This window comes from Paractinoplanes rishiriensis, from assembly GCF_016862375.1.
Classification (GTDB): domain Bacteria; phylum Actinomycetota; class Actinomycetes; order Mycobacteriales; family Micromonosporaceae; genus Actinoplanes; species Actinoplanes rishiriensis.
This window is the reverse complement of the sequence record NZ_BOMV01000078.1, coordinates 76,144-103,077: the sequence shown is the minus strand read 5'-3', so window position 1 is coordinate 103,077 and position 26,934 is coordinate 76,144. Positions and strand designations below refer to the sequence as shown.

23 protein-coding genes are annotated in these 26,934 nt (G+C 71.2%); 9 read left to right on the top strand and 14 right to left on the bottom strand.

The window, feature by feature from the left end; genetic code table 11:
- Nucleotides 1-21: 21 nt before the first annotated feature.
- Genes Ari01nite_RS37240 through Ari01nite_RS37230 form a run of 3 tightly spaced genes read right to left on the bottom strand, consistent with a single transcriptional unit; the run spans nucleotide 22 to nucleotide 5,481 of the window.
- Nucleotides 22-366 (bottom strand): nucleoside triphosphate pyrophosphohydrolase family protein, encoded by a 345-nt coding sequence (locus Ari01nite_RS37240; protein WP_239163337.1) that lies wholly within the window; start codon nucleotides 364-366, stop codon nucleotides 22-24.
- Nucleotides 348-4,238, bottom strand: a complete 3,891-nt coding sequence (locus Ari01nite_RS37235) for a PAS domain S-box protein (protein ID WP_203787280.1) — start codon at nucleotides 4,236-4,238, stop codon at nucleotides 348-350. The genes Ari01nite_RS37240 and Ari01nite_RS37235 overlap by 19 nt, the downstream gene beginning before the upstream one ends.
- A 52-nt stretch (nucleotides 4,239-4,290) precedes the next feature.
- Nucleotides 4,291-5,481 (bottom strand): MFS transporter, encoded by a 1,191-nt coding sequence (locus Ari01nite_RS37230; RefSeq protein WP_239163336.1) that lies wholly within the window; start codon nucleotides 5,479-5,481, stop codon nucleotides 4,291-4,293.
- Between the two features lie 96 nt (nucleotides 5,482-5,577).
- Between Ari01nite_RS37230 and Ari01nite_RS37225 the strand changes: the two genes are divergently transcribed.
- Complete coding sequence (locus Ari01nite_RS37225) at nucleotides 5,578-6,357, top strand: aminoglycoside phosphotransferase family protein (protein ID WP_203787278.1); 780 nt, start codon at nucleotides 5,578-5,580, stop codon at nucleotides 6,355-6,357.
- Nucleotides 6,358-6,392: 35 nt separating this feature from the next.
- Here Ari01nite_RS37225 and Ari01nite_RS37220 read toward each other — a convergent pair whose 3' ends face one another.
- The 4 genes from Ari01nite_RS37220 to Ari01nite_RS37205 form a co-directional block, all read right to left on the bottom strand.
- Nucleotides 6,393-7,082 (bottom strand): hypothetical protein, encoded by a 690-nt coding sequence (locus tag Ari01nite_RS37220; protein WP_203787276.1) that lies wholly within the window; start codon nucleotides 7,080-7,082, stop codon nucleotides 6,393-6,395.
- A 210-nt stretch (nucleotides 7,083-7,292) separates the two neighbouring features.
- Nucleotides 7,293-7,667, bottom strand: coding sequence for a hypothetical protein (locus tag Ari01nite_RS37215; RefSeq protein ID WP_203787274.1), 375 nt, complete (start codon nucleotides 7,665-7,667; stop codon nucleotides 7,293-7,295).
- A gap of 132 nt (nucleotides 7,668-7,799) precedes the next feature.
- Nucleotides 7,800-8,222, bottom strand: a complete 423-nt coding sequence (locus Ari01nite_RS37210) for a RidA family protein (protein ID WP_203787272.1) — start codon at nucleotides 8,220-8,222, stop codon at nucleotides 7,800-7,802.
- 29 nt (nucleotides 8,223-8,251) lie between these two features.
- Nucleotides 8,252-8,566, bottom strand: a complete 315-nt coding sequence (locus Ari01nite_RS37205) for a hypothetical protein (RefSeq protein WP_203787270.1) — start codon at nucleotides 8,564-8,566, stop codon at nucleotides 8,252-8,254.
- Between the two features lie 313 nt (nucleotides 8,567-8,879).
- On the opposite strand from Ari01nite_RS37205, the gene Ari01nite_RS37200 reads away from it, so the two are divergent.
- Genes Ari01nite_RS37200 through Ari01nite_RS37180 form a run of 5 tightly spaced genes read left to right on the top strand, consistent with a single transcriptional unit; the run spans nucleotide 8,880 to nucleotide 19,555 of the window.
- Nucleotides 8,880-16,325 carry an RHS repeat-associated core domain-containing protein gene (locus Ari01nite_RS37200; RefSeq protein WP_203787268.1) on the top strand — a complete coding sequence of 2,482 codons (7,446 nt, stop codon included), beginning with the start codon at nucleotides 8,880-8,882 and terminating at the stop codon, nucleotides 16,323-16,325.
- A gap of 17 nt (nucleotides 16,326-16,342) precedes the next feature.
- Entirely contained in the window at nucleotides 16,343-16,879 is a 537-nt protein-coding gene (locus tag Ari01nite_RS37195; RefSeq protein WP_203787266.1) for an SMI1/KNR4 family protein, read from the top strand.
- Nucleotides 16,880-16,915: 36 nt separating this feature from the next.
- On the top strand, nucleotides 16,916-18,181 hold the full coding sequence (locus Ari01nite_RS37190) for a S8 family peptidase (RefSeq protein ID WP_203787264.1): 1,266 nt from the start codon (nucleotides 16,916-16,918) through the stop codon (nucleotides 18,179-18,181).
- A gap of 52 nt (nucleotides 18,182-18,233) precedes the next feature.
- Nucleotides 18,234-19,271: a Dyp-type peroxidase gene (locus Ari01nite_RS37185; protein ID WP_203787262.1), complete on the top strand. Its 1,038-nt coding sequence runs from the start codon at nucleotides 18,234-18,236 to the stop codon at nucleotides 19,269-19,271.
- A gap of 8 nt (nucleotides 19,272-19,279) precedes the next feature.
- The gene (locus tag Ari01nite_RS37180; protein ID WP_203787260.1) at nucleotides 19,280-19,555 is read left to right on the top strand and encodes a hypothetical protein; all 276 of its coding nucleotides are present in this window, start codon (nucleotides 19,280-19,282) and stop codon (nucleotides 19,553-19,555) included.
- Here the strand turns inward: Ari01nite_RS37180 and Ari01nite_RS37175 are convergent.
- The 5 genes from Ari01nite_RS37175 to Ari01nite_RS37155 form a co-directional block, all read right to left on the bottom strand.
- Nucleotides 19,552-20,196 (bottom strand): GNAT family N-acetyltransferase, encoded by a 645-nt coding sequence (locus Ari01nite_RS37175; RefSeq protein ID WP_203787258.1) that lies wholly within the window; start codon nucleotides 20,194-20,196, stop codon nucleotides 19,552-19,554. The two genes, Ari01nite_RS37180 and Ari01nite_RS37175, sit on opposite strands and share 4 nt — an antisense overlap.
- A 99-nt stretch (nucleotides 20,197-20,295) precedes the next feature.
- The gene (locus Ari01nite_RS37170; RefSeq protein ID WP_203787256.1) at nucleotides 20,296-21,330 is read right to left on the bottom strand and encodes a S8 family serine peptidase; all 1,035 of its coding nucleotides are present in this window, start codon (nucleotides 21,328-21,330) and stop codon (nucleotides 20,296-20,298) included.
- Nucleotides 21,327-22,097 carry a hypothetical protein gene (locus Ari01nite_RS37165; protein WP_203787254.1) on the bottom strand — a complete coding sequence of 257 codons (771 nt, stop codon included), beginning with the start codon at nucleotides 22,095-22,097 and terminating at the stop codon, nucleotides 21,327-21,329. Before Ari01nite_RS37165 ends, Ari01nite_RS37170 begins: the two co-directional genes overlap by 4 nt.
- A gap of 11 nt (nucleotides 22,098-22,108) precedes the next feature.
- A complete protein-coding gene (locus tag Ari01nite_RS37160; protein WP_203787252.1) occupies nucleotides 22,109-22,441 on the bottom strand; it encodes a hypothetical protein in 333 nt (110 codons plus the stop codon).
- Nucleotide 22,442: 1 nt separating this feature from the next.
- Nucleotides 22,443-23,102, bottom strand: a complete 660-nt coding sequence (locus Ari01nite_RS37155; protein ID WP_203787249.1) for a YbaB/EbfC family nucleoid-associated protein — start codon at nucleotides 23,100-23,102, stop codon at nucleotides 22,443-22,445.
- 136 nt (nucleotides 23,103-23,238) lie between these two features.
- Here Ari01nite_RS37155 and Ari01nite_RS37150 point away from each other — a divergent pair, with 136 nt between their 5' ends.
- From Ari01nite_RS37150 to Ari01nite_RS37140, 3 genes are all read left to right on the top strand, one after another.
- Complete coding sequence (locus Ari01nite_RS37150; protein WP_239163335.1) at nucleotides 23,239-24,006, top strand: sulfite exporter TauE/SafE family protein; 768 nt, start codon at nucleotides 23,239-23,241, stop codon at nucleotides 24,004-24,006.
- Nucleotides 24,007-24,130: 124 nt separating this feature from the next.
- The gene (locus Ari01nite_RS37145) at nucleotides 24,131-24,964 is read left to right on the top strand and encodes a Sco1979 family transcriptional regulator (protein WP_239163343.1); all 834 of its coding nucleotides are present in this window, start codon (nucleotides 24,131-24,133) and stop codon (nucleotides 24,962-24,964) included.
- A gap of 59 nt (nucleotides 24,965-25,023) precedes the next feature.
- Complete coding sequence (locus tag Ari01nite_RS37140) at nucleotides 25,024-25,833, top strand: SAM-dependent methyltransferase (protein WP_203787243.1); 810 nt, start codon at nucleotides 25,024-25,026, stop codon at nucleotides 25,831-25,833.
- A gap of 37 nt (nucleotides 25,834-25,870) precedes the next feature.
- On the opposite strand, the gene Ari01nite_RS37135 is transcribed toward Ari01nite_RS37140, so the two are convergent.
- A complete protein-coding gene (locus tag Ari01nite_RS37135) occupies nucleotides 25,871-26,281 on the bottom strand; it encodes a hypothetical protein (RefSeq protein WP_203787241.1) in 411 nt (136 codons plus the stop codon).
- A 21-nt stretch (nucleotides 26,282-26,302) separates the two neighbouring features.
- Nucleotides 26,303-26,914 carry a DUF4360 domain-containing protein gene (locus Ari01nite_RS37130; RefSeq protein WP_203787239.1) on the bottom strand — a complete coding sequence of 204 codons (612 nt, stop codon included), beginning with the start codon at nucleotides 26,912-26,914 and terminating at the stop codon, nucleotides 26,303-26,305.
- Nucleotides 26,915-26,934 lie beyond the last annotated feature (20 nt).

Here is a 26,934-nt window from a genome sequence, read left to right as displayed (position 1 = left end):
CCGAGCGGTCTGCCGAAGCGGTCAGCGATTGTCGCCGTTGCCGCCCAGGACGCCTCGTCGACGGCGGTCGGCCAGCTTGGCGATGTTGAGCTCGGCCACGTCCTCGAGGGTGATGTCGAAGTAGTCGGCGATCACCGCCACGTACCAGAGCGTGTCGCCCAGCTCCTTCGTGATGTCGCCGACGTCCCACTGGGCGAAGTCGCTGCCTTTGTCGCGTACGATCTTCTTGGCCTTTTCGGCTATTTCGCCCGTCTCGCCGACCAGGCCCAGCAGCAGGTGGAACAGCTCGTTGTGCTTGTCGCGCGGGGCGGCCGTGCGCAGCGCCGCCTGCTGGTAGTCGTTCATGTTCACCAGGCGGTTATACACAGCTCCAGGATGAAGCGGGCGCCGCCGGCCGGGTTGGGCTCGTGGCGGATGCCGGCCCGGTTCGCGTGCGTGAGGCGGCGGACAATGTGGAGGCCCAGGCCGGTGCCGCTGGTCGTGCCGGCGTCGCGCTGGGCCCGGCTCAGGCGGTCGAACAGGCGGGGCCGGAAGTCCTCGGGCACGCCCGGACCGCTGTCCTCCACCTCGATGCGGGCGCGGGTGCCGTCGGCGGTGATCCGGATCGCGGTGGCGCCGCCCGCGAACTTGGCGGCGTTGGACAGCAGGTTGGTGAGCATCTGCTGGAGGTGGCCGGGGTCGACGAAGGCGCGGATGCCCTCGCCCGAGACCGGTACGGACTCGTTGCCGGTGGCGGCCAGCACCCAGTCGACCTCGTCGCGCACCGACACGTCGTGCGGGTCGGTGGTGATGCTGCCGGCGTCGATGGTGACCATGGCGAGGACGTCCTTGAGGATGTCGTCGAGCTGGGCGGCCCGCCGGTGGATCGTCGAGATGGCCCGGCTCCGGTGACCCTCCTGGAGCTGCCGCCAGTCGTCGTCGAGGAGTTCGGCGTAGCCGCGTACCGCCGACAGCGGGTTGCCGATCTCGTGGCCGAGCATCCCCATGATGTCGAGCTTGAGCTGGTTGGCCGCCTCCAACTGGTCGTTGCGGTCGGCCAGTTCGGTCGCGGCGTGGTCGCGGGAACGCTCGGCCACCAGCCGGTCGGTGATGTCGGTGAGCACCGCGATGATGTGCTGGGGGCGGCCGTCCGGGTCGCGGACCAGCGAGACCGTGGCCTCCACGTCGATCCAGCGGTCGTCGGCGCGCTGCAGGCGCCGCTCGCAGGTGTACGAGTCCTCGCCGGCGGACAACCCGTCCACCAGTTCCGTGTCGACCCGGCCGGTGAGTTGTTCCGCCGGGCGGCCGACCAGGCGGGCGTACGCCGCATTGGCCGCGATGACCGTGCCGTCCGGTGTGCAGATGAGCTGGCCGGCCGCCGAGTTGGCGAACAGGGCCCGGAACCGCTGCTCGCTCTCGGCGCGGGCCTGCTCGGCGGCGCGGGCCGCGGTCACGTCCGCGTTGATCTCCAGGATGTGCGGATCGTGGTCGGTGTGGTGCAGCACCATCCGGCTCAGCACGGTGACCCGGCGCCCGGTCGCGGTGCGGTGCTCGAGCTGGCCGTCCCACCGGCCGTGCCTCTGCACCAGGACCCCGAGGCTGTCCACCGTGGTGCCGCCCGGGAAGACGGTGTCCAGCAACTGGTGCGCGCTCCGGCCGCGGGCGTCGTCGAGCGACCACCCGTAGAGGTCGGTCGCCGCCTGGTTCCACCAGCGGATCGCGCCGTCCAGGTCGCGGATGATCACGGCGGCCGGGATGAGTTCGAGCATCCGGGCCTGGCGGCGCAGTTCGGCCTCGGCGGCTCGCCGGGCGGTGATGTCCTCCACCTGGCTGACCAGGTAGAGCGGCTTGCCGGCGTCGTCGTGCACCGGTGCGGTGCTGACCGCGACCCACACGATCCGGCCGTCCCGGTGGCGGTAGCGGTGCTCGCTGCGGGCCGCCGCGTTCGGCAGGTTCGTGATGTCGTCGGGGTGGACCAGGTCGCGGTAGGTCATAGCGGCCAGTTCGGCGGCCGGATAGCCGGTGATCCGGGTCATCGCCGGGTTCGTGGCCAGGTAGCGGCCCTGGCTCTCCGGCGCGAGGCTGACCAGCGAGAGGCCGAGCGGCGAGTTGTCGAAGGTGAGCCGGAAGCGGGTCTCGCTGACCTGCAGGGCGGCCAGCGTGTCGGTGCGCTCGCGCAGCAGCTGTTCCAGGTCGGCCGCGGTGTGCCGGGCCGCGGTGATGTCCAGCAGTTGGATCACCGCGGAGGCCGGGCCGTCGTCGTCGGCGATCACCGAGGTGTGCGCGGACACCGTGCCCCGGCTGCCGTCGCGGCGCCGCAGCACGGTTTCGCGCTGCCCGCCGCGGCTCCGGCCGGCGGCGATCGCTTCCAGCCCGCGTTCGAGATTGTGGGTGGTCTCCCCGGTCAGGTCGGCCAGGTGCAGGCCGATCGCCCGCTCGGCGGAGTAGCCGAGCAGGTCCCAGAACGCCGGGTTGGCCAGCGAGATCCGCCCCCGGTCGACGCCGTGCAGCCCCACCACGATCATCGCGACCGGGCTGTTGCCGAACACCGAGACGAACCGGCGCTCGCTGCGGCGTACCTGCTCGATGGTGGCCAGCGTGGTCTTGCGCTGCTCCTCCAGCGCCTGCACCGCGCTGGTGGCCCCGGCCAGCAGTTCGGCGTTGCGGGCCGCGTCGCCGGCGTGCTGAAGGGCGCCGGCCAGCGCGTGCGCGAGCAGCGTGACCTGCTGTTCGTCGCCGTCGTCGAAGGCGGCCGGCCGGGCCGACCCGACCGACAGGGTGCCGAAGACGGTGCCGTCGGCGCGGCGCAGCGGGGCGACGATCAGCGAGCGGGTGCCGGTCGCGCGGCTCATCGCCTTGCTGGACCGCGGGTCCACCGCGGTGTCGTCGCAGCCGATGGTGCTGCCCGAGGACACCGCGAGCCCGGCCAGCGACCCGGTCAGCGGGGCCGGCGGCACGTTGTGGGCCGCCAGCCGCCCGGTGCCGGCGACCGGGCGCAGCACCCCGGCGTCCCGGTCGATCATCTGGACCAGGCAGGTGTCGCCCTCCGGCAGTACCCGCAGCGTGCGCTGCGCCATCAGCCGCAGCACGGCGTCCCGGTTCTGCGCGGCCCCGGTGATCTCGCGCTGCATGCTGATGGTGGTACGCAGCCGCGCGGTCTCCCGGGCGGCGTGCTGCTCGGCGCGCTTGCGGGCGGTGATGTCCTCGACCTGGGCGAGCAGGTGGCGTTCCCCGTCCGGCCCCTCGATCGAGGTGACGCAGACGTGCCCCCACACCACCCGGCCCTCCGGGTGGACGAACCGCTCCTCGTACCGGCGCACGGCGTGCGGGTCGGTGTCCAGGTCCTTGGGGAATGTGAACACCGCGTCCCGCCGGCCGACGAGGGCGGCGTACGCGGCGTTGACCCGCAGCAGCCGCCCGGACCGGTCACCGATCGCCATGCCCGTCGGGTTCGCCTCGAACGTGGCGTCGAAGGTGACGTCCAGCAGTTCCCGCTCGTGCCGGTCGGCGGTGACGTCGACGAACTGGGCCAGCAGGTGCTCGGGCGCGCCCGCGGCGTCCCGGATCAGGGCGACCGCGAGCCGGCACCAGACCACCTGGCCGTCCTTGCGGATCAGCCGTTTCCGCAGCTCGTAGCCGTCCCGCTGGCCGGCGCGCAGCTCGCGCATCAGCGAGGCGCCGGCGCCGGCGTCGTCCGGGTGGGTCAGCGCCTGCCAGTCCAGGCCGGCGAGCTCGGATTCGGCGTACCCGAGCAGGGTGGTCAGCGCCGGGTTGAGCCGTCGCCAGGAAGCGTCCAGCCCGATCAGCGCCATCCCGATCGGCGACGCGTCGAACAACCGTTCTTCGCTCGACGGCGGCGCGCCTCGGGAACTTTCCACGATCTCACCGACCGCATAGGCCGCGCCGTGCTCGTCGCGCACCACCGTGACGTGGCAGGTCACCCACACCCGCGATCCGTCCTGGCACAGCAGCGACCGCTCCAGCGGCGCGGCCGGCGTGGTGCCGCCGGCCAGCAGATCCATGTCCGCCAGCAGTCCCGGCAGGTCCTCCTCGGCGACCAGCGTCTGACACGAGTCGCCGACGATCTCCTCGCGGCGATGACCGACCAGGGCACCGAACGCCGCGTTCGCCTCGACGATCCGGCCGAGTGTCCCGGTGCGGAGGCTGATGACCGCTTTCGGCACGGGGCTGCGCGCGAACGCCTCGGCCAGCAGGGCCGGCACCTGGCCGTCCAGCCGATCGAGTAGACCCAGGCTCACCTAGTTCCGTTCGGCGGCTCCGCGAATCTCGTGAGCGTGGCCGGGCAGGTTCTCAGCCGCGGCGGTTGACCAGCACCCGGGCGAGCACCACGGTGACGACGCCGGCCACCACGACGGTGAGCAGGCCGGCGCGCAGGCTGGTGAGGTCGGCGACGACGCCCACCAGCGGCGGCGAGAGCAGGAAGCCGCCGCGCAGCAGCCAGCTCACGATGGTCAGGCCGCTGCCCGCCGGTAGCCCGGGCAGTTCGTCGGCGGCGTGCATGGCGGCCGGCACCAGCGTGGCCACGCCCAGCCCGGCCAGGGCGAAGCCGGCCAGGGTCGCCGGGACCGACGGCACCGCCAGCGCGGTGCCCATGCCGGCCGCCGCGAGGGCCGCGCCGGCGCGGGCCACGGTGCGCTGGCCGAAGCGGTCCACCACGCGGTCGCCGGTGAGGCGGCCGAGGGTCATCGCCACCTGGAGCGCCACCACGGCCAGGCCGGCGGTCGCGGCCCCGGCGTGCAACTCGTCGCTGAGATAGACGGCTCCCCACGACGCGCCGGCGTCCTCGACCAGGGCGCCGCACGCGGCCAGCACGCCGAGGGCGGCGAGCATGCGGACGGCGGCGCCGGAGAACGAGGGCCGGGCGGAATCCGGGACGCGTTCGGCATCCTCCGGACCGGGCAGCAGGTACCGGTAAGCGACCAGGGCTACCGTGCCGAACAGCACCGCCGAGATGGTCAGGTGGGCGGCGAGCGGCAGGTGCAGGCCGGCAGCGGCGGAGCCCATCAGGCCGCCCAGCACCGCGCCGATGCTCCACACGCCGTGCAGCGAGTTGACGATCGAGCGGCCGTACCGGCGCTGCACCCGCAGGCCGTGCGCGTTCTGCGCGACGTCGACGACCGAGTCGAGCGCGCCGACCACGAACAGCGCGGCGCCGAACAGGAGCCAGTGCGGCGCGAACGGAATGGTCAGCGTCGCCAGCGTGGTCGCCACAATGCCGTGCGCCGCCACCCGGGCCGAGCCCCACCGGCGGATCGCGGCGCCGGCCAGCAGTCCCGCCAGCAGGGCGCCGATCGGGTAGGCGACCAGGGCGGCGCCGAGCAGCGCGTTGCTCAGGCCGAGCTCGGCCTTGATCTGCGGGTACCGCGGCACGACGTTGAAGAAGACCGCACCGTTGGTCAGGAACAGCACGGCGACGGCGATGCGGGCCGCGCGGTCCTGCCGGGTGGGCGCGGCCGTCATGGTCACGGCCGTCTTGGTCACGGACAAGGCGATCTCCGGATGAGCGCTGGGGTGGTTATGTACGAGCGTACACATGATGTGTACGCTCGTACATAACGGAGACGTTAATCTCGGCGGGTGACCGGCCCCGAGGTCCTCCAGGACACGCCGCACCGCCGGGTGGTGCGGGTGGGCGACACCGTGCGGCGCCCCCTGCACCCGTGGTCGCCGGCGATTCACGAGCTGCTGCGCCATCTCGAAGCCGTCGGTTTCCCGCATGCGCCGCGGGTGCTGGGCATCGACGCGGAGGGCCGCGAGGTGCTGACCTATCTCGAGGGCGACTCCGGTCCGCAGGCTTGGGCCCGGGTGGTCGATGAGTCCGGCTTGGTGGGCATGGCACGCTTGCTGCGTGATTTACATGCGGCCGTACGCGAGTTCCGGCCCCGGGGCGACGCGGTCTGGGCCGGTAGGGTGGCCGCGCCGCGCGCCGGCGAACTGATCTGCCACGGCGACTTCGGCCCCTGGAACCTGGTCTGGCGCGGCACCCGCCCGGTCGGCATCCTCGACTGGGACTATGCGTGGCCGAACCGCCCGCTGCACGACGTCGCGTACGCGCTCGAATATGTGGCGCCGTTCCGCCCCGACGACGAATGTGTCCGCTGGCTGCGCTATCCCGGCACCCCCGACCGCCGGCGCCGCGTCGAGCTGTTCGCCGAGGCGTACGGCCTGACCTCGACGGACGGCCTGGTGGATGAGGTCATAGCGCAACAACAGCAGGTCTTGGACCGCGCGAGGCGGCTGGCCGCCGAGGGCCGCGAGCCGCAGCTGACCTGGGAGCGCGACGGCGTGCTGACCGAGACGGCGGCCCGGATCACCTGGAGCCGCCAGCATCGCCATCTGTTCACCGGCGGTCGCTGACCTGGCCGCCGCCCGGAACCGGCTTGGTCACGACGTCAGCGATAGTGGGGTTGCTCGGCGGCCGGGTCGATGGGGATGGCGTCGAGGGCGGGGTCGCCGGTGAGCGCGCTGATCATTTGACGGGTCCCCCCGATGCCGGCGTAGTGCGGGTCGACGTCGTGGGCCACGCACCAGGCGCGGTCGGCGGGCCAGACGAAGGCGGCGGGCGCGTCGCGGAGTTGCGGCATGCCGTCCCAGTCGCCGACGTCGGACAGCGGTCCACGGAAGAGCCAGTAGGCCCGATGCGGCAACACGAGTTGCGGCGTCGCCCTCGTCGCGGCGGTTGCGGCTCGCGGCAGGGTGGGTTCCTCGGTCGGCGCCGGCGGGATGGTGGCTGGTGGCGCCAGGCCGGGGCGGGCGTCGGGGTCTTCCGGTGCGTTGTAGTGGCCGTCGGTGGTGCTGTGCGGGGACTGGTCGAAGCCTTCCCAGACGGCGAAGTAGCAGTCGTCCGGCGTAGCGGTGTGCGCGGCCAGCAGCGTGAACAGGCGCGGCAGCTGGTCATCGCGCCAGTCCTCGGCGTCGACGTCGTTCTCGCTCTGGCCGGGGTGCGCCGGGTCGGCCAGGAAGCGAAGCCGGGCGTAGGCCCCGAAGCCGGCCGGCCCCAGCGTCACGAGGCGCTGCCACGACAGATCGCTCCCGGCGATCCAGCCGGCCGCCGCGAGGTCGGTGCACAAGGTAAGCGTCACAGCCTCCCTTCTACCGTGCCGCCGCCACCGATGCGCGGATGCTGTCGCCGTCATCCGCGCGCCGGCCGCGTCGTGGTCGCTGGTTGCTCGTGTGCGGGTTGTGTCGTTGTTGCTGGTTGCTCGTGTGCGGGTTGTGTCGTCTGTTGCCGGGTGCGGGTTGTGTCGCTGTTGCCGCCACCCACGCGCGCACTGCGGCTAAGTCGCGGTCGGTCAGCCCGGCGAAAGGGTCGACGCGGTGCACCAGCGCGGCGGCCGGATGGTGAGCGGATGGTGAGCGAGTGGTGGGCGGGTGGTGGGCGGTGGTGGGCGGTGGTGGGCGCGGATCCATCGGCGGTCGGCGTCGGTCACCTCGTCGTCCAGCCACACGAAAGGTCGGCTGCCGGCCCACGCGGTCAGGCCCCGTGTCTTCCAGTGCAGTCCGCGCTCGGGTTCGTCGTCGTCGCTGAACGGGACGATCGGCAACTGCGGGAGCCCCAGCCGGGGCGCGACGATCTCGTTTGCGTCGGCCATCCACGTCGTGGCCCACACCAGGTCGCATCCCAGGCTGAGCAGCCGGCGCCCGTCGGCCGGGTCGAGCCGCTCCACCAGCGGGTTGCCCGAGGCGTTGCTGCCCGGGCCTGCCGCGCTCCGGCCGGCCGGCCGGCCGGGCGGACAGCGGTGGGCGTGCCCGCAACGGTATGAGCGGACCGTCCACGTCGAGAAAGAGCAACGGCCGCATCACCGGGAACCTGTCGCTGGGACTTCGCCCTCGGTCACGATGGCGTCCAGTTCGAACTCGACCAGCCAGTCGGGGTCGATGAAGCGGGACACCTCCACGAACGTGCACGCGGGGCGGATGTGGGCGAAGCGTTCGCCGTGGGCTCTTGCGGCGTCGCGCCATCGGGCTATGTCGACCAGCATCACGCGGGTGCGGATCACGTCGGACAGGGTGGCGCCGGCCTCGCGGAGGGCCTCCTCGGCTATGTCGAGACAGCGCACCGACTGCGCATAGACGTCGCCTGGACCGACCGTGGCGCCGGTGGGGCCGATCGGCGCGGTGCCTGCCACGGACACGTGGGTGCCCAGCCGCACGGCGCGGGAGAAGCCTATTTCCGGTTCCAGTGGTGAGCCCGAGGACACCAAACAGCGATGAGACGTCATGCGCTCATCGTACCTATTTTTGTGTCTTTCTAAGCAGCTCCTTTCAGGCACTCGAGAACTGCTGCCTCGCGTGCGACGTCGTCATTCTGCGGTGGTTGCCTCCCCTCGACGAATGCCGTGCGGGATTCCGCAGAGGCACTCGCCATATACCAATCCGCCAGGCAGTTGACCACCCCGTCGGGGGTGCCCTCCATCTGCGGGTCGGATCTGATCTTTGCCACGACGGCGGCCCGGTCGGCGGTCCGGTCGGGGCCGTCGCGGGCGCAGGCGGCCAGGCCCGGTGTCAGGGCGAGGGCCAGTCCGAAAGTGGCCATCACCAGGGGTCTTCGGCGTGGTTTCACCATGGCGGCGAGCGTAGCGCGGGGCGGTAGCCGGCCGCGACCCCGCCGCCCACCGAAATGACGATTGTCAATTTATCAACTTTCTGACCCTTTCGATCATGGTGTCCGCGGACGTTTCCGCAGCTCAGCTATCTGGGGTGGATGGTTGGGTCGGATCGCGGTGGGAAGCATCACGTGAAAACGGGGCATCGCGGAGCGTGGCGCATCGGATACGGTCACGTCGGTCGATGGCGAAGCCGCAATTGGCGACCCGTCGTCCGTCGGCTTTATGTTTGATCTTTCGGGGGGATCAATGCGTTCGCCGCGCCATTTTCGCGTGCCTTCTCGCCTACTAGCCCTGGTGACCGTGGTCGCCGTCGCGATCGCCGGGTTGCCCGGTCCGGCCGCGGCGCACGAGCCCACCGCGCACCAGGCCCAGACCGCCGCGGCCGCGCCCAAGGCTGCCGCCGCCGCGCCCAAGGCTGCCGCCGCGGCGGCCGGGCCGCGGGACTTCTTCTACGACGCGGCGGGACAGCTTGCCGGCGTCACCGACCCGGCCACCGGCTCCGCGGCGTACCGCTACGACGACGCCGGCAACCTGGAGCGCACCGAGCGGCTCGCGCTCGGTGCGCTCGCCGTTTTCGCGCTGGTGCCGGCGCGCGGGCCGGCCGGGTCGTCGGTGGAGATCGGCGGCACCGGGTTCAGCGCGACGGCCGGCGACAACGCGGTGACCGTCGACGGCATCGCGGCGACCGTCTCGCGGGCCACCACCGGGCGGCTGCAGGTGCAGATCCCGTCCGGTGCCACCGACGGTGTGGTGCGGGTCGAGGTGGGCGGCCGGTCCGCCACGGCGCCCCGGCCGTTCCGGATCGAGGCCGGCGCGCCGGTGCCCGGCATCACCGCGCTGTCCACCGACCGCGGCAACAAGAACGACCTGGTCACCATCACCGGCACCGGCTTCGATCCGGACCGGGCCCACAACGTGGTGCGGTTCCACCAGACCGTGGCGCAGGTGGTCGAGGCCGACGCCGGCACGCTCAAGGTGCGGGTCCCGGCGGCTGCCCAGTCCGGCAAGGTCTCGGTGCGCACGCCGGGCGGCACCGCGGAGAGCCCGGCCGACTTCTTCGTGGCCCCGCGCGGCTTCGTGATGCGCGACCTGGTCACCGCCGGGCGCATCAAGGCCGGCAGCGCGGCGCTGACCGCGACCGTCCCGGCCGGCAAGTCGGCGCTGGTGCTGATCGACGGGGTGGCCGGCGAGAGCGTCAACCTCAAGTTCGACAACAACACCATCCCGGTGCGGTCGGGCCTGTGGTTCTACCAGCCGTACGGCGGGAACTTCGCCCGCGGCGTGCTGGGTGACCCGCTCGACCTGTGGGCCGGCGGCCCGCTCAGCCAGGATCTGCCCAAGCTGACCGCCACCGGCACGTACGCCCTGGTCGTCAAGCCCAACGACGGCGCGGCCGGCAGTGTGCGGATCACCGCCTCGAACACGCTGACCGGTGCGCGGCTGACCGCCGACGGCTCCGGTGTGCCGTTCCAGATCACCGTGCCGCAGCAGACGTTCGAGACCACCTTCGCGGCCTCCGCCAACCAGTGGATGAGCTTCGGCCTCACCGAGATCAGCGAGCCGGCGAACACGTACGTGGTCAAGGTGACCGCGCCGGACAACTCGGTCTTCACCTGGCAGGCGTCGCTGACCCGGTACATCCCCACGATGGTCTTCAAGCCGAAGCAGACCGGCACCTTCAAGCTGTCGATCACGTTCGGCGCCAACGAACTCGGCTTCGGGCGGGTCTGGCTGTCCACCGCGATCGAGGGGTCCACGCTCGCGGTCAACGGGGCCGCCGCGCCGGTCAGCATCCAACGGCCCGGCCAGTCGGTCCGGCTGCCGTTCAGCGGCACCACCGGGCAGGTGCTCCAGCTCGGCTACACGGAAAACACGCTGCAGCAGAACGACCGCCCCGCGTACCCGGGCGGCATCATGGTCGAGCCGGACGAGGTGCAGGTGACCCTCGAGACGGGCTGGGCCGAGTCGCGGGACATCCCGACGCTGCGCAAGACCGGCACGCACAGCATCTTCCTCACCGGCTGGCAGTCGGTCGGCAGCCTCAAGGCCTGGCTGTCCACCCGGGCCGAGGGCGGCGAGCTGCTGGTCAACTCGAAGAAGACGGTCACCGTGGACCGGCCCGGCCGGGACGTCTGGCTCGACTTCAACGGCGTGCAGGGCCGCCCGCTCTATCTCGGCACCACCGACCGCTCGCTGCCCGGCGAGGTCAACCTGCGGCTGTACAAGCCGGACGGCTTCCTGGTCTCGCTCGGCACCGGTCGCAGCATCGACGTCACCTCGCTGCCGGTGACCGGAAAGTACCGGCTCCAGGTCGACCCGGAATCCGCCGGCCAGGGATCGCTGTCCGTGGTGGCCGCCGAGCCGCGCAACGTCGGTGTGATCGCACCGGACGCACCGGCGACCGACGCGAGCGTGTCGCTGCCCGGCCAGCGGATCATCGCGACGTTCAACGGCACCCAGGGGCAACGGCTGTCCTTCGGTGCCCAGGGCGACATCGACTTCGTGCTGACCCGGATCTACAAGCCGGACAACGCCCAGCTCGACTTCTGGGGCACCATCGACCTGCGGTACGGCATCGACCTGCCGGCGTTGCCGGCCACCGGCACCTACCGGATCGAGCTGACCCCGCACCTGGCCGCCACCGGTGCGTACCGCCTGCTGCTGTCGACCGAGCTCAACGTGGGCAAGGCCGATCTGGGCGGGGCACCGAAGAACTTCGTGATCACCCGGCCCGGCCAGAACGGGCTCATGACGTTCGACGGGGCGGCCGCGCAGCGCACCCAGATCACGCTGACCAACCTCAACCTCGGCGGCAACACGATCTACTTCACGGTGATCGACCCGGCCGGCACGGTGCTGGCTCGCCGCTGGCGGATGGCGTTCTTCACCGAACTCCTGCCGACGCTGACCACCGCCGGCACGTACACCCTGATCTTTGACCCCGGCAACGGCACGACCGGTTCGTTCGACATGGCGGTGCAGCCGCGGGTCACCGCGGCGGCGCCGAGCAAGGTGCCGTTCAAGGCCGAGGCCGGCTCGGCGGGCACCGTGCTGCCCAGCTGCGCGACCGGCGCGGAACAACGTCCGGCGCTCGGCGCACCGGCCATGCAGGCCGGCAACGCGCCGGTTCCGGTTCCGGCGCCGCAACCGGAGATCACGCCGGCCTGTGAGGACACCGGCTGGACCCCGGACGCCCAGAACCTGGCCGGCGTCGACTGGTCCACCCGGCGCGCACCGGCGCCGACCCGGGCCCGGGCACTCCAGTTCCCGGTCGGCGTGACCGGCGTGGTCGGCCGGGTGCTCGACACCGACGGCACCCCGCTGCGCGGCGTCACGGTCAGCGCCCGCGGCAAGAGTGCCAAGACCGGGGCGGACGGCCGGTTCGCCCTGTCCGGGGTGCCGGCCGGGCACCTCGCGCTGCGCGTGGACGGCCGCACCGGCGGCGGTGACAAGGCCGAGTACGGCGTGTTCGACATCGGCATGGACGTGGCCAAGGGTCGGGTGCTCGTCCTCCCGTACACCGTCTTTCTTCCCAAGATTGACAAGGCGAGCACGGTCTCGGTGCCGAGCCCGACCAATCGCGAGATCGTGCTGACCACCAGGGCGATCCCGGGCCTCGAGGTGCATATCCCGAAGGGCACCGTGATCCGGGACGCCGACGGCAAGGTGGCCCACGAGCTGAGCCTCACGCCGATCCCGATCGACCGCCCGCCGTTCCCGCTGCCGCCCACCCGGGTGCCGGTCTACTTCTCGGTGCAGCCCGGCGGCGGAGTGCTCTTCCCGGAGGGCGCCCGGATCATCTACCCGAACTACACCAAGGAGGCGCCGGGCACCCGCACCCAGTTCTGGAACTACGACCCGGACGTCAAAGGCTGGCACCTGTACGGGCTGGGCACGGTCTCCAAGAACGGCAAGCAGATCATCCCGGACCCCGAGGTCAAGTTCTACCGCCTGACCGGCGCGATGACCGCGGTGCCCGGCATGAACCCGGCGCTGCGGGCCCCGATCGCGAACGGCAGCCGGGTGGCCGACCCGGTCGACCCGTCGACCGGGCTGCTGATCGAGCAGACCGTCGACCTGGCCGTCGACGACGTCATGCCGATCGAGATCAAGCGCACCTACCAGCAGGGTGATGTCGACACCCGGGCCTTCGGCGTCGGGGTGAACTTCGACTACGGGATGTTCCCCTGGTCGCCCGGCCAGATCGGCAGCTTCGACTTCCAGCAGTTCGACCTGATCCAGCCGGACGGCAGCAAGGTCCACTACACCCGCACGTCGCCCGGCAACGACTACGCCGGTGCGATCTTCAAGGCGGACCCGACCCCGACCCGGTACGACGGCTCCACGGTGGCCTGGAACGGCGACGGCTGGGACGTCACGCTGCGCGACGGCACGGTCTTCGTGCTCGGCGACGAGTCGCCGATCCAGGAGATCCGCGACAAGTTCGGCAACACCACGACGATCACCCGGGCCACCGCGGCTCCGGGCACCGACGGCAAGGTCCGCCAGAACGGCGCGGTCACTCAGATCACCTCGCCGAGTGGCCGGTGGGTCAGGTTCGGCTACGACCAGGCCAACCCGCCGAAGATCACCTCGATCGAGGACAACATCGGGCGGAAGGTCAGCTACACCTACGACGCCACCAACCACCTCAAGACGGTGACCAACCCGGACAACGGCGTCACCGAGTACACCTGGGACACCGCCGGCCGGCTCAAGTCGATCATCGACGCCCGGCGCAACGAGATCCTGGTCAACGAGTACGACACCGCGGGGCGGGTGAAGACGCAGAAGGCCGCGGACAACGGGCTGACGGTCTTCGACTACACGCTGGTCAACAACGTCATCACCGAGACCCGGGTGACCGACCCGCGCGGCTTCGTCCAGCGGTTCACCTTCAACAGCAAGGGATCCGCGCTCACCGACACCCGTGCGCTCGGCACGCCGAACGAGCAGACGATCACCACCGAGTACGACGCGTCCGGTGTGCGGCCGGTCGCCAAGATCGACGCGCTCCAGCGGCGTACCAAGTACGAGTACGACGCGCGCGGCCAGGTCAGCAAGATCACCTATCTGGACGGCACCACGAAGGCGCGGTCCGAGGTGTTCGAGCGCAACGGGCCGCACGGCGAGCTGACCAAGTACACCGACACGTTCACCAAGAGCACGATCCTCGAACTCGACGCGCGCGGCGCCACCAAGAGCGTGACCGACCCGCTGAACCGCAAGACCGGGTACGAGGTGAACGCCGCCGGCCTGATCACCAAGGAGATCGATCCGGCGCTCAAGGAGACCAGGTACGACTACGCCGGCGCCGACCCGATCGCACTCACCGACCCGGCCGGGCGCGTGGCCCGGGCCGGATTCGACGCGATCGGCCGGCCGGTCCACGAGAAAGACGGTCGCGGTGCCGTCACCGACACCGTGTGGGCCAGCAACGGCAAGGTCCGTTCGGTCACCGATGCCGTCGGCCGGACCACGTCGTTCGAGTACAACGCGAATTCGCTGCTGCACCGGGTGACCGACCCGCGCGACGGCCTGACGATCTACGACTACAACGCGATGGATCTGGTCTCGAAGATCACCGATCCGCTCGAGAAGGCGGACGTCTTCGAGTACGACCAGAACGGCAACCTGAAGAAGCACACCAGCCGCCGGCAGGTCGTGACCGAGCACGACTACGACGAACTGGACCGCGCGAAGCAGACCCGGATCGGCGGCACCAGCACCGTCGACTACACCTACGACCTGGCCGACCGGGTGCGTACCACGACCGACTCGGTGTCCGGCGTGACCACGCTCGACTACGACGAGTTCGACCGGGTCAAGAGCGAGACCACGCCGCAGGGCACGGTCACGTACGCGTTCGACACGGCGGTCCGGGACCGGACCATGACCATCGCGGGCCGGTCCGCGACGCGGCACCTGTACGACGTCACCGGCGCCCTGGCCGAGATCCAGCAGGGCGGCACGGCGGTCAGCACGGTCAGCCGGGACGCCGTCGGCCGGCCGGAGCGGGTCGGCGCTCCGGGGTCGGGCATCAGCCAGACCTACACCTACAACGAGGCCGGCCAGGTCAAGACCATCACTTACCGGAACGGCACGACGGTGCTCGGCGACCTCGCGTACGAGTACGACGCCGCCGGCCTGCCGATCCGCACCACCGGCAGCTACTCGCGCGGGGAACTGCCCGCCGAGTTCGGCCCGGCCACCTACGACGCCGCCAACCGGATCGACACCGTCAACGGCGCCGACGTCGAGTACGACGCCGACGGCAACCTCACCTCGGACGGCGTCACGACCTTCGACTGGAACAACCGGGGCGAGCTGACCGGGCTGTCCCGCACCGGCTACGCGGCCACGTTCGGGTACACCACCGACGGCCGCCGCATCGAACGAACCGTCAACGGCGCCACCACCAACTACCTGTACGACGGGGCGAACCCGGTGCAGGAGAAGGTGAACGGCGCGGTCACCGCGACCATGACAGCGGGCGGCACCGACGGCTGGCTGCTGCGCGAGTCCGGCGGCACCAGCAAGCGGTACCTCACCGACGGCGTCGGCAACACGGTCGGGCTGGTGGACGCGACCGGCGCGGGGGCGCAGTACAGCTACGACCCGTTCGGCGGCACCACGGTGACCGGTGACGACGGCGGCAACCCGTACCGGTTCACCGGGCGCGAGGACGACGGCACCGGGCTCTACTACTACCGGTCGCGGTACTACAGCCCGGTTCTCCAGCGGTTCATCAGCGAGGACCCGATCGGCATCACGTCGGGCGAGATCAACCCGCACACCTACGCCCTGAACCAGCCGACCGCGCTGACCGACCCGCTCGGCACCCGGGCCGGCAAGCCCGGCAGCGGCACCTGCCGGGTCCCGAACAGCTTCACGCCGGACACGCTCGTGCAGATGGCGGACGGCTCGCGCAAGCGGATCGCCGACGTCGAACCGGGCGACCAGGTCCTGGCCGGCGACGCCGAGTCCGGCTACACCGGCGCCCGCACGGTGACCGCCCTGATCACCGGCGAGGGGCAGAAGAGCCTGGTCGACATCTCCGTGGACACCGACAGCGACGGTCGGGCGGACGGCACGGTGACGGCCACCGACGGCCACCCGTTCTGGGCGGCCCGGCCGGGCGAGTGGCGCGAGGCGAAGGACCTGCGCGCGGGTGACCTGCTGCGGACCGGCTCCGGCACCTACGTCCAGGTCACCGCGGTCCAGCAGCGGACCGCCGAGCAACGGGTCCACAACCTCACGGTCGACGACCTGCACACGTACTACGTGGTGGTCGGGGACCAGCCGGTACTCGTCCACAACACCGCACCCAAGATCTTCGTGGTCGGCTGCGACGGTCAGACCGAGGTCCTGCCGGTCCACGAGATCGACCGGAGCCGCTACCCGGACGTGGCCGACAACTTCCAGAACGCCATCCGGAACGGGCACAGCCCGATCGTCACGCGGCTGACCGGCCGCAACAACATCGACGCCAACCGCAATGCCGCTCAGCGGGGCCAGCCCCGTCCGGACTCGCTGGCACCCGGTCTGTCCTGGGAGGAATACCCGTTCGCCTCGACCAGGGAGGGCGGCGCCGGCGCCCAGCTCCGACTGATCAACCGCGGCCAGAACACGTCGCACGGCCGGGACTCGCTGTGGCCCTTCCTGCGAGACAACGGGGTGGCCAACGGTGACCGCTACTATGTGCGCGTCCGCTGACGAACGGGGGCAAAACGATGCTGACGGAACGTTTGACGGAACTGGTGGCGATCGTCCGCGACCTGGACAGACCAGTGGCCCGGTTGCTCCTGCCCGGACTGTCCCGGCCCGAGGTGGAGGCGTTTCTCGGCCCGTCGGTCCCGGACGAGGTCGGCACGTGGTTCGGCTGGTGCAACGGTGTCCGGTCCGAGCCGGGGCAGCTGCAGGACGACGTCAACCTGATCCCCGGATACAACCCGCTGTCCCTCGCGGAGGCCGCCGAGGCGCGCACCTACTACGAGGGCGATCCGGTGCTGGGGCCACAGTGGATCCCGCTGCTGGGCGGCCCCAGCGGCGATCTCAAGGCGGCGGTCTGGGAGGACGGCGGCCCGCTCCGGATCGCCGGGGTGCTCATCGGGGAGCCGACCGAGATCGAGTACGAGAGCGTCGAGCAGATGGTGGACTACCACATCCGCTGCTACCGGGCCGGCGCGTTCTCGGTCGACGACGAGGGCTATCTGACCATGGACCCGGACCGGTGCGACGAGATCTACGAGGGCGTCGTCCGGGGCTGAACGCGGAGTACATGCCAATCCACGGGGGAGGACGCAATGGACAGGGGCAATAGACGCGTGCTGGGCGCCGCCGCCCTGGTGGCCGGGCTGCTGGCCGTCGGGACGCCGGTGGCGGCCGCGCCGGCCGGCGGACCGGTGTACGTGCCCGCCGGCGCCACGGTGGTCAAGGACCGCTACATCGTCACGCTGAAGGCGACCGCCGGGCCGGCCGCGCTGGCCGCCGCGCCGGTCGCCACCCGGTACGGCGGGGAAGCGGTGCGGACCTATCGCAAGGCCCTCAACGGCTTCGCGCTGCGGGCCACCGAGGCGCAGGCCCGGCGTCTCTCGGCCGATCCGCAGGTGGCCCGGGTCGAGGCGGACGCGATCTCCTACGGTGCCGAGGCGCGCTACTACCCGCTGTGGAACCTCGACCTGGTCGACCAGCGGTCCTCGGTGCTGGACGACCTCTACGTCTACCCGGATTCGGCCGGCGCCGGCGTGACGGCTTACGTGATGGACACCGGGGTGCGCACCACGCACAGCCAGTTCGGCGGGCGGGCGTCGGTGGGCGTCGACACCGTCGAGGACGGGTGGAACGGGCAGGACTGCCACACCGAGGGGCACGGCACGCACGTGGCCGGGACGGTGGGCGGCGTGACGTTCGGCATCGCGAACCGGGCCAGCCTGGTGTCGGTGCGGGTGCTGGGATGCAACAACCAGGGCCTGAACAGCGAGATCATCGCGGGCATCGACTGGATCACGCAGAACGGCGTGAAACCGGCGGTGGTCAACATGAGCCTGGGTGGCGGGCGGTCGCCGGCGATGGACACCGCGGTCACCAACTCGATCAACGCCGGGTACACGTACGTGGCCTCGGCCGGCAACTGGAACGCGGACGCCTGCAACTACAGCCCGGCCGCGGTGCCCGCGGTGATCACGGTGGCGGCCAGCAACTCGATCAACGAGCGGGCCACCGGCTGGGGCGGCACCCAGCCCGGGTCCAACTACGGGACGTGCGTCGACCTGTTCGCGCCCGGGCAGGAGATCCGCTCGGCGCACAACGCCACCGACTCGGCGGTCCGGGTGCTGCGGGGCACGTCGATGGCGTCGCCGCATGTCGCCGGCGCGGCCGCGCTGCTGCTCGCCGACCAGCCGGCGCTCACCCCGGCGCAGGTGCACGCGGCCCTGGTCGGCTCGGCCACGCTGAACGCGATCGCCCCGGCGACGCTGTCCGGCTCACCGAACCGCCTGCTCTACGTCGAACACCCACCGGCACCATCGGCCCGCGTGGCAGTGGAACGCCGGCTCGCCGCCGGCAGATGACCGGCGCGATGAGCCGTCACATGTCGGCTGACCTGCTCGGGACGACGGCGCGATGAAGCGTCGCACGCTGCTGGCGGCCACGGGACTCGGGGTGGTCGCCGGCTGTGCCGAGGCCCGGCCGCCGGTGCCCGCCCCGCCACCCGTGGACCTCCCGGTCCGCACCGGGAACGCGGTTGTGGTTGCGCCGGTGCGCCGGGCCGCGGTGCTTACGGCGTACGACGTCATCGGAAACGATCTGCGTGGGACGCTGCAGGCGCTGGAGGAACGCCTGGCCGGCGTGGCGGCTACCGTCGGGGTGGGAGCGTCGCTGTTCGACGGGCGGTTTGCGCTGGCCAAGCCGCGGCTGCTCACCGAGATGCCGGCCTTCCGGGCGGACGTGCTGGATCCGCAGTGGTGTCACGGTGATCTGCTGGTGCAGGTCGTGGGGGACAACGCCGAGGGGCTGCCGCGGATTGCCGTGCCGGGGCTCCGTCGGCGGTGGAGCATCGACGGGTTTCATCCGGTGGGGCATGGGGCGGGCGTACGGAATCTGTTTGGTTTTCGGGAGGGGGACGGCAACCCGGACGCCGCCGATCGGGACCTGATGAGCCGGCTGGTGTGGGTGCAGCCGGGGGACGGCGAGCCGGACTGGTGTGTGGGCGGGACCTACCAGGTGGTGCGGCTGATCCGGATGGCCATGCCGTCGTGGGACTCCGACCCGGTGGCCGAGCAGGAACGGGTGATCGGCCGCAAGAAGGACACCGGGGCGCCGCTGGGTGGGGAACGGGTCACGGACGCACCGGATCTCGGCGGGGACCAGATCGCGGTGGACGCGCACATCCGGCTGGCCAACCCGCGGACGCCGGAGAGCGAGGCGCACCGGATTCTGCGGCGTGGCTACTCGTACCGGCGCACGCCCGAGGTGGCGGGAGTGGACGACGCGGGGCAGATCTTCGTCTGCTACCAGCGGGATGTGGAGCGCGGGTTCGCCACCATCCAGCGGCGGCTGGCGGGGGAGGCACTGGAGAAATACCTGTTGCCGTTCGGCGGTGGCTACTACTTCGTGCTGCCGGCGGCAGGGGTGCGGGCCATTTTGCCGGATGGGGCATAGTGGTGACCATGCAGCAGCGCCCGCCCCGGATCTTCTCCGCCGACGACATCCTGGCCGGCCGGGTGTCGCTCGACGGCTATCCGTTCCGGTACATCTACATCACGCCGTCGCTGTCGTCGGTGATGTCGGGGCGTTCCGGGTTCCGGCTCAAGACCGGCAACAACGGGCCGCCCGACCAGATGCTGTCCGCCGTGGAGTTCCTCGAGGGCCGCGGCTGGGAGGTGGTGACCGTGGACATCAGCGCCCACGTCACCTGCATGCGACGGATCGCCCGGCCCGCTTAGGGTATGCCCAGGACGGGCCGGCACTCCTCGACGCCGGTCAGTTCGATGTCGTCCCGGCGGGTCCTCTCCCACGCCTCGCGGGTGAGGAGCCACTGCTGGATGCGGGCGGGCTCGCCGCGGCGGGTGTCCCAGTCGGTGCCGTTCGGTTCGTAGCCCAGCGCTCGGGAAATGCGGTTGGACGCCTCGTTGTCGACGAAGGCGTCGCTGCCGGCCTCGCGGGCGCCCAGTCCGGCGAAGGCCAGGTGCAGGATCGCCGCCCGCATCTCCCGGCCGAGCCCCTGCCCGCGGCGGCCGGGAGCCAGCCACGAGAAGCTCGACACCGTGCCGAACCGGGTGAAGTTCGTGCCGACCAGGTCCTGCATCCCGACCGGTTCGCCGTCGACGACCACGGCGAAGTACAGCCGCCAGGCATCCGGGGTCACCCGGGCACGGCCGGCCCAGATGCCGCGCAGCCAACGCCATTCGCGTTCCGGGTTGTCGGCGTAGAACGACATCGGGTCGTCGAACGGCCACGGCTCGGCGTCGGCGATCCCGGCCCGGACCAGCGGCACGAGACGTTCCAGCAGGTCGTCGGACGCGCCGGCGAGGGTCAGGCGCGGCGTGCGGATCTCGACGTTCAGCGGGGGATAGGTGTGGGCCACGCCCGGACGGTAGTCAGCCGGCCGGGCAGGCGCATCAACTTTTAGCCAGGCGACGTCCGGCCGTGCCGCGGGCCGGTGCCGACCGGGGCAGGACCTCGCTCAGCTGCGGCGACGCCGCCGCAGTACCAGCCACAACACCACCACCAGCAGGACCGCGGCGACCGCCACGGCCGCGCCGACCAGGATGACGGGCAGGCCGTCACCCTCGGGCGGACCGGGATCGCCCAGCGGATTTTCCGCCACCGGCACGCGATCGGCCGTCACAGCCGCCGCGGCGTCGACCACTCCCGCGCCGAACGTGCTGTCCTTGCCGGCCGGCCCCGCGTCCTTGGCCGTGCCGATCAGCCGGTCGAGCACCGACGGCGCGGACAGCTGCGGGTCCTTCGCCAGGATCAGCGCCGCCACGCCGGCCGTGATCGCGGACGCCTGCTGGTCGCCCTGCGCGGCGACCGGGCCGGTCACGCCCTGAAGGCCGAGCGTGGCGCCGGGCGCGGACAGGTCGATCCGGCTGTCGAACGAGTCGCCGCTGTCGCGTTCGCCCTTCTCGGTGACGCCGCCGACGACCAGCACGCCGGTCGTCGCGTCGCGGTCGAGGCGGTCGGCCTGCCGGGCGTCGAGGATGACCACGACGTTCTTGGACAGTGCGTAGTTGACGCCGTCGATGCTCTTGGTGTCTTTGTCGACCGTGAAGCCGCCGGACATGTCGATGACCTTGGCGCCCTGGTCGGTGAGCCAGCGCAGCGCCTGCGACACCTTTTCCTCGCCGACCGGGCCGTTGATCGGCTGGATTTCGGCCCTGGGGGCGACGCCCAGCACGCCGCCGGTGCCCTGGGCGACCACCAGGCCGGCCAGCGCGGTGCTCGCCTCCTTGCCGGCCTCGGTGTCGGCGCTCGCCGGACGGTCCTTGATCTCGCCGCCGGAACCGACGTACTTGCCGGGGCGGACCCGGCCGCCGAGCGCCGGGAGCGTGGTGTCGACCGAGGCCAGGAACATCCCGACCAGCACGCCGTCGCCCTGGGAGACCGCCTGCGCCTGAGGGACCCCAATCCGGTCCAGATGCCACTGACCGGCCGGAGCGGTGCTCGGCGGGGCGGCCAGCACTACGGCCGCCACCGCGGCGAGCAGCGGATTCATCGGTTGACGGCCTGCGGCCAGTTGCCGGCGGGGTAGACGCTGTTGTCGTTCAGGATGGCGCGGGCCGCGGCGAGCGACGTGATGCTGTCGACCATGTGCTTGGTGGCCTCCTTGAGGATCTCGAGGACCGCGCCGAGGCAGTCGGCGATTGCGGCCGCGATTGTGTCGATCGCCTCCAGCACGCCGATGACCGTGCTCAGCTCGATGGCGCCCTCGATGATCGCCTCGACCAGGTCGATCAGCGGCTGGGTGATGTCGACCAGGAACTTGGCGTTCAGCGCCGCCACGTCGACCAGCCACTGGCCGGTGTCCTTGACGATGCCGCCGGTGCCCTCGATCGCCTTCGACTGCCCCTGGCGCTTCTCCGAGTACGCGCGGCCGGCGTCGCCGCCCCACGTGTGCAGGGCGTTCGGCCGGATGTCGCGGGCGGTGCCGGTCATGCCGCTGAGGTCGGGCAGCACGGCGTTCAGATAGGTGAAGCCGCGGCCGATCAGCGCGAACACCGGCGCCGCCTGCTCCAGATACTTGATCATCTCGTCGGCGGCGTCCTCGAGCTTGCCGTGCAGGTCGTCCAGCGCGCCCTTGACCTTCTTGCTGAACAGCCAGGCGCCGACCGGCGAGATGAACGACGCCTGCATCATCACCGAGTTGATCTTTTCGACGAACTTGCGGTACTCCGGGTCGATGCGGTCGATCTCGGTCCGGAGCTTGTCGGTCGCCGCCTGGAGGGTGCTCTCCGCGGAGGCCTGGTCGGTTTCCGGTGCCATCTCGCGGTCCCCTATTCCCCGTAGATGCGGACGAACGCCGCGGCGCTGGTGTTGTCGGTGCCGTCGTACTCGTCGCGCGCGATCCGCAGGGCGCCGGCGATCTGGTCGAACTCGGCCTCGGCCGCCGTGGTCAGCGTGACCAGCAGGCCGTGGATCTCGTCGTAGGTCTGGGACAGCAGCACGGCGCTGGCCGGGTTGCCGCAGAAGAAGGCGCTGGGTTCGAGCGTCAGCGGGGTGATCTTGTTTTTCGCCGCCAGCATCAGGTCGGCGAGTTCCTCCCACTTCTTGGCCTCGGCCTCGAACGCGCTGAGAACAACCCTGATCTCTTCGTTGTCGCCGGGCATCTCATGCCTCCGTCTCGCCGGCGCGGACCATCTGGAGCGCGCGGACGGTGTCCTGGGCCAATACGTTGACGCGGTCGCGGCCGACCGGCGTGGGAATCGTGATCTCGGCGACGTCACCGCCGCGCACGGTCACCGCGGCCAGCCGGTACGGCCCGTACACGGTCTGCTCCTCGCCCTGCCCCGACGCCCGGCGTTGGCGCTGGTACTCCCGGATGTACTGGCGTTCCTCGAGGTCACGCAGCGCGGCGCGGACGTCGTCGAAGGTGGGCGCGTGGAAGTCCTGTGGCCGGCCGGTGTAGGCGTCCGGCGCCGGCTCGTCGGGCGGACGCTGGGCCTCCTCGCGCTCGGCCTCCTCCATCTGTTCCACACTGGCCGTCATGACCTCGGTCATCACGGCCTGGTAGGCCTCGAACATCGCCGGTCCCAGCGCGGTCGCGGTGTGCCGCTGGAACCACGACGGGTCGATGTGGATGGACTCGACCCGCCCCGACCCGTCGGCCGACATGGTCACCAGTCCGGTGCCGTCACTACCCTGATGCCGTACGCCCGACCGCGTGGCCGACCGCAGCACCCGGCTGATCGATCGGGCCGAGGAAGCGATCCGCGCGAGCCGTTCCTCGGGACCTTCCCGGTCAGTGTTGGCATATCCGTACAAACTCATCTGCGCGTCCTCCCCCGTGATGCTTGCCGACAGCGCGCCCGACATCGTAGCGGCTTCCGGAAATCGGTGGTGCCCGCCGATCGCCGGTGACGCGAGTCGCAGCCGGATACGCACGCCTCCGCCTAGGGTTACCGCCGTGGATTGGCAGACCGGGCTGGCCGGGTTCGCCGCGGGCCTGCTGATCTCGGTGGTCACCGCGCCCGTCGGGGTGTCCGGGGCGGTCTTCCTGCTGCCCGTCCAGCTCAGCCTGCTGCAGGTGCCCAGCCCGGCGGTGACGCCCACCAACCTGCTCTACAACGTGGTGGCGGGTCCGGGTGCGCTGCTCCGCTACCGTCGCGCCGGGCAACTGGCCGGGCCGCTGACGCGGCTGCTGCTGGCGGGCACGGTTCCGGGGGTGATTGCCGGTGCCTGCGTACGGGTGTTCGCCATCCCGGGCCCGCAGGTGTTCCGGCTGGTGGTCGCGGTGGTGCTGCTGCCACTCGGGCTGTGGCTGATCGTGCGCGCGGCCCGGCCCGGCACGCGGGACCGGCCACCGCTGCCTCGGCGTACCATCCTCGGTCTTGGTTTGGCAGTTGGCACTGTGGGTGGCATTTACGGCATCGGGGGCGGCTCGCTCCTCGGACCGATCCTGGCCGGGCGGGGCATCGCGATGACCGGCCTCGCCCCGGCGGCACTGGCCTGCACGTTCGTGACCTCGATCGTGGGTGCTGCCACCTACGGCGTGCTGGCGCTGACCACGCCGGGTGACATCGCTCCGGAGTGGACGCTGGGGCTGCTGTGCGGCGCGGGCGGGCTGATCGGCGGCTACCTGGGGGCGCGCCTGCAACCCCGGGTGCCCGAACGTGCGCTGCGGCTGTTACTGGGTGTGCTGGCGACCGCGCTGGCCGTTCTCTATCTGCAGTGACCAGATCGTGACCTTGTGGATCTAATCGGACGTCGGTGGCATGCTGGGCGCCGGGGGCGGAACCCGGAGGTGCGTGGTGGGCGGGACACGGCGGCAGGACGGCGTGGGTGACGGGCCTACCGCCATGCGCATTCTGCTCGGTGCCCACCTGCGGCGGTTGCGCGAGGACAGCGGGCTGACCAGGGCCGACGCCGGCGAGCCGATCCGGTCCTCGGAATCCAAGATCAGCCGGATGGAGCTGGGCCGGGTCAGCTTCAAGGAGCGCGACGTCCTCGACCTGCTGACCCTGTACGGCGTGCACGACGACGAGGAGCGCGGGGCGGTGCTGGCGCGCGTCCGGGAGGCGAACGCGCCGAACTGGTGGAACTCGTACAGCGACGTCACCCCGAACTGGTTCCAGCGCTACCTGGGTCTCGAGGCCACCGCGTCACTGATCAGGTCGTACGAGGTCCAATTCGTGCCCGGCTTGCTGCAGACCGAGCAGTACGCCCGCGCGGTCGTGCCGCTCGGCCCCGGCATCACCAAGCCGGACGAGGTCGCCCGCAAGGTGCGGCTGCGGATGGCGCGGCAGCAGATCCTGACCCGGCCGGACCCGCCGAAGCTGTGGGCGGTCGTGGACGAGGCGGCCCTGCGACGTCCGGTGGGCGGCCGGCAGGCGATGCGGGATCAGATCGAGTCGCTGATCGGCGTCGTGACCAAGATGCCCAACGTACGGCTGCAGGTTCTGCCACTCGACGCCGGCGGCCACGCCGCACCCGGCGGGTCCTTCACCATCCTGCGGTTCCCGCAGGAGGAACTGCCCGATGTGGTGTATCTGGAGCAGCTCAACAGCGCGCTCTACCTGGACGGCCGGGACGACGTCGACTTCTATTTCGACGTGGTCAACCGCCTGTTCGTCGAGGCGGCGCCGCTGCAGCGGACCATTCCGATCCTCACCGGCATCATCGAGGACATGTAACGAGGACAGGTAATCTGGGCCATCCACAATGGGCGGTCGTGCGATGAGGGGCGGCAACGATGACTGAGGAAACGCACCTGTCCTACCAGGGACAGCCGGTAAAGATCGACACCACCGTCCCGCAGACGGCCCGGGTCTGGAACTACTGGCTCGGCGGCAAGGACAACTACGCCGTCGACCGCGCCCTCGGCGACCAGATCGCCCAGGAATACCCGATCATCGTGGACATCGCCCGCGGCGACCGCGCGGCGCTCAACCGGGCCGTGCACTACCTGGCCGGCGAGGCGGGCGTCAACCAGTTCCTCGACATCGGCACCGGCCTGCCCACCACGAACAACACGCACGAGGTGGCGCAGCAGGCCAACCCCGAGGCGCGCATCGTCTACGTCGACTACGACCCGCTGGTGCTCGTGCACGCCCGCGCGCTGCTGACCAGCGGCCCCGGCGGAGCCACCGACTACATCGACGCCGACCTGCGCGACCACGAGACGATCCTGCGGGAGGCCGGCCGCACCCTCGACTTCAGCAAGCCGGTGGTGCTGATGCTGTCCGGCATCCTGGCCCACCTGCCGACGGTCGACGAGGCCTGCACCGTGATCGGCCGCATCATGGACAGGCTGGCGCCGGGCAGCTACCTGGTGGTGGTGGACGGCACGAACACCAACCCCGAGCTCAACGAGGTCATGAAGATCTGGAACGCAACGGCAAATCCGCCGTACGCGATGCGCAGCCCCGAGGAGATCGCGAGCTACTTCACCGGCCTCGAGTTCGTCGAGCCCGGCCTGGTCGACGTGACGACCTGGCACACCGACCCGGGCGACGCGCGTCCGCTGCACAACCTGATCGGGGTCGCCCGCAAGCCGGCCTGACGCGCCGGGGGCCCGGCGCCGGGGGCGGCCGAGCGGCTCAGCAAACCCAGCAGTAGAGGTCACCATCCGTCCGCCTGGCCGCCGCAGCCAGGCCGGCGATCTCGGTGAGCAGGTCGTGGACCAGTTCCTCGTCGAAGTCCTCGCCCTCGTCGGCACGCAGGGTGCGCCACCGCTCGCCGGTCCGGGCGACGGTGGCGGCGTCCGCACCGGCCAGGGCGGCGGTCAGGGTGGGGGAGGCGGCCAGCACCAGCGGGTCGCCATCGTCGCTCACCACGTCGGTGTTGTCGGCGCCGGCGCCGGTCAGGATGGTGTCCCACTCGCCGAGCGCCGTCCAGACATCGAAGTTGCCGTAGACGGCCGGGTTGAGGTCGTCGCCGGGGCCGCCCTTGGCGACACCGGCGGCGACCTCGTCGTCCGGGGCTACGAAGAACTTGATGATCGTGCTCATCGGACGATCGAACCACAGGGGTCAGGCGCAGCGCTTCCAGGCCAGGTCGACGGTGATGCTGCGGTCCAGGACCAGGGCGTTGAACTGCTCGGCGCCCGGTTGCGGGGTCAGGCGCAGTTCGGTGTTGATGTTGAGCAGGCGCTGCACACCACAGGTGGCGAAGACCTGGTGGGCCGGTGCGAAGACGTCCGCGGTGTCGTAGGTTTCGGCCAGCGGGCCGGTGAAGGTGTGGCTGCCGGACAGCGTGGCGGTCTGGCCCTGGTGGTAGTAGCGGGCCGCCTGGATGCCGGAGGCGCCGTCGTTCAGCAGGACGAAGCCGCTGTACCGGGCGCTTTCCACGGCGTACGTGATCCCGCTGGGGTGGGTGATCTCGAGCGCGAACTGGCAGTTGCGCCGGAAGTCGGTGGGTGGGGCCTCGCCGCCGGACCAGGCGTAGTAGCCGCTGAAGTCAATGGTGAACGAGCCGTCCGGGTTGACCTTGGCGGTGGCGGTCGAAGCGGGGCAGCCGGAGCCGTTGGCCGTCACGACGTTGACGTCGTAAAAGGGCGCCGCTTGGGCGGACGTGGCGGGTGCGACGGCACCGATCAGTGCGACGGCAATCGTCGCGACCAACGCCTTGGCGGAGCGGATCATGGGCAACCTCCGGAAGCCGG

Excerpts from the sequence above, each read along its gene's own strand:
- Ari01nite_RS37205 (WP_203787270.1), bottom strand. The coding sequence starts at position 8,566 with ATGGTGAAACCACGCCGAAGACCCCTGGTGATGGCCACTTTCGGACTG.
- Ari01nite_RS37145 (WP_239163343.1), top strand. The coding sequence starts at position 24,131 with ATGCGCATTCTGCTCGGTGCCCACCTGCGGCGGTTGCGCGAGGACAGC.
- Ari01nite_RS37155 (WP_203787249.1), bottom strand. The coding sequence starts at position 23,102 with ATGAGTTTGTACGGATATGCCAACACTGACCGGGAAGGTCCCGAGGAA.
- Ari01nite_RS37165 (WP_203787254.1), bottom strand. The coding sequence starts at position 22,097 with ATGGCACCGGAAACCGACCAGGCCTCCGCGGAGAGCACCCTCCAGGCG.
- Ari01nite_RS37170 (WP_203787256.1), bottom strand. The coding sequence starts at position 21,330 with ATGAATCCGCTGCTCGCCGCGGTGGCGGCCGTAGTGCTGGCCGCCCCG.
- Ari01nite_RS37130 (WP_203787239.1), bottom strand. The coding sequence starts at position 26,914 with ATGATCCGCTCCGCCAAGGCGTTGGTCGCGACGATTGCCGTCGCACTG.
- Ari01nite_RS37190 (WP_203787264.1), top strand. The coding sequence starts at position 16,916 with ATGGACAGGGGCAATAGACGCGTGCTGGGCGCCGCCGCCCTGGTGGCC.
- Ari01nite_RS37195 (WP_203787266.1), top strand. The coding sequence starts at position 16,343 with ATGCTGACGGAACGTTTGACGGAACTGGTGGCGATCGTCCGCGACCTG.
- Ari01nite_RS37140 (WP_203787243.1), top strand. The coding sequence starts at position 25,024 with ATGACTGAGGAAACGCACCTGTCCTACCAGGGACAGCCGGTAAAGATC.
- Ari01nite_RS37185 (WP_203787262.1), top strand. The coding sequence starts at position 18,234 with ATGAAGCGTCGCACGCTGCTGGCGGCCACGGGACTCGGGGTGGTCGCC.
- Ari01nite_RS37135 (WP_203787241.1), bottom strand. The coding sequence starts at position 26,281 with ATGAGCACGATCATCAAGTTCTTCGTAGCCCCGGACGACGAGGTCGCC.
- Ari01nite_RS37180 (WP_203787260.1), top strand. The coding sequence starts at position 19,280 with ATGCAGCAGCGCCCGCCCCGGATCTTCTCCGCCGACGACATCCTGGCC.
- Ari01nite_RS37210 (WP_203787272.1), bottom strand. The coding sequence starts at position 8,222 with ATGACGTCTCATCGCTGTTTGGTGTCCTCGGGCTCACCACTGGAACCG.
- Ari01nite_RS37160 (WP_203787252.1), bottom strand. The coding sequence starts at position 22,441 with ATGCCCGGCGACAACGAAGAGATCAGGGTTGTTCTCAGCGCGTTCGAG.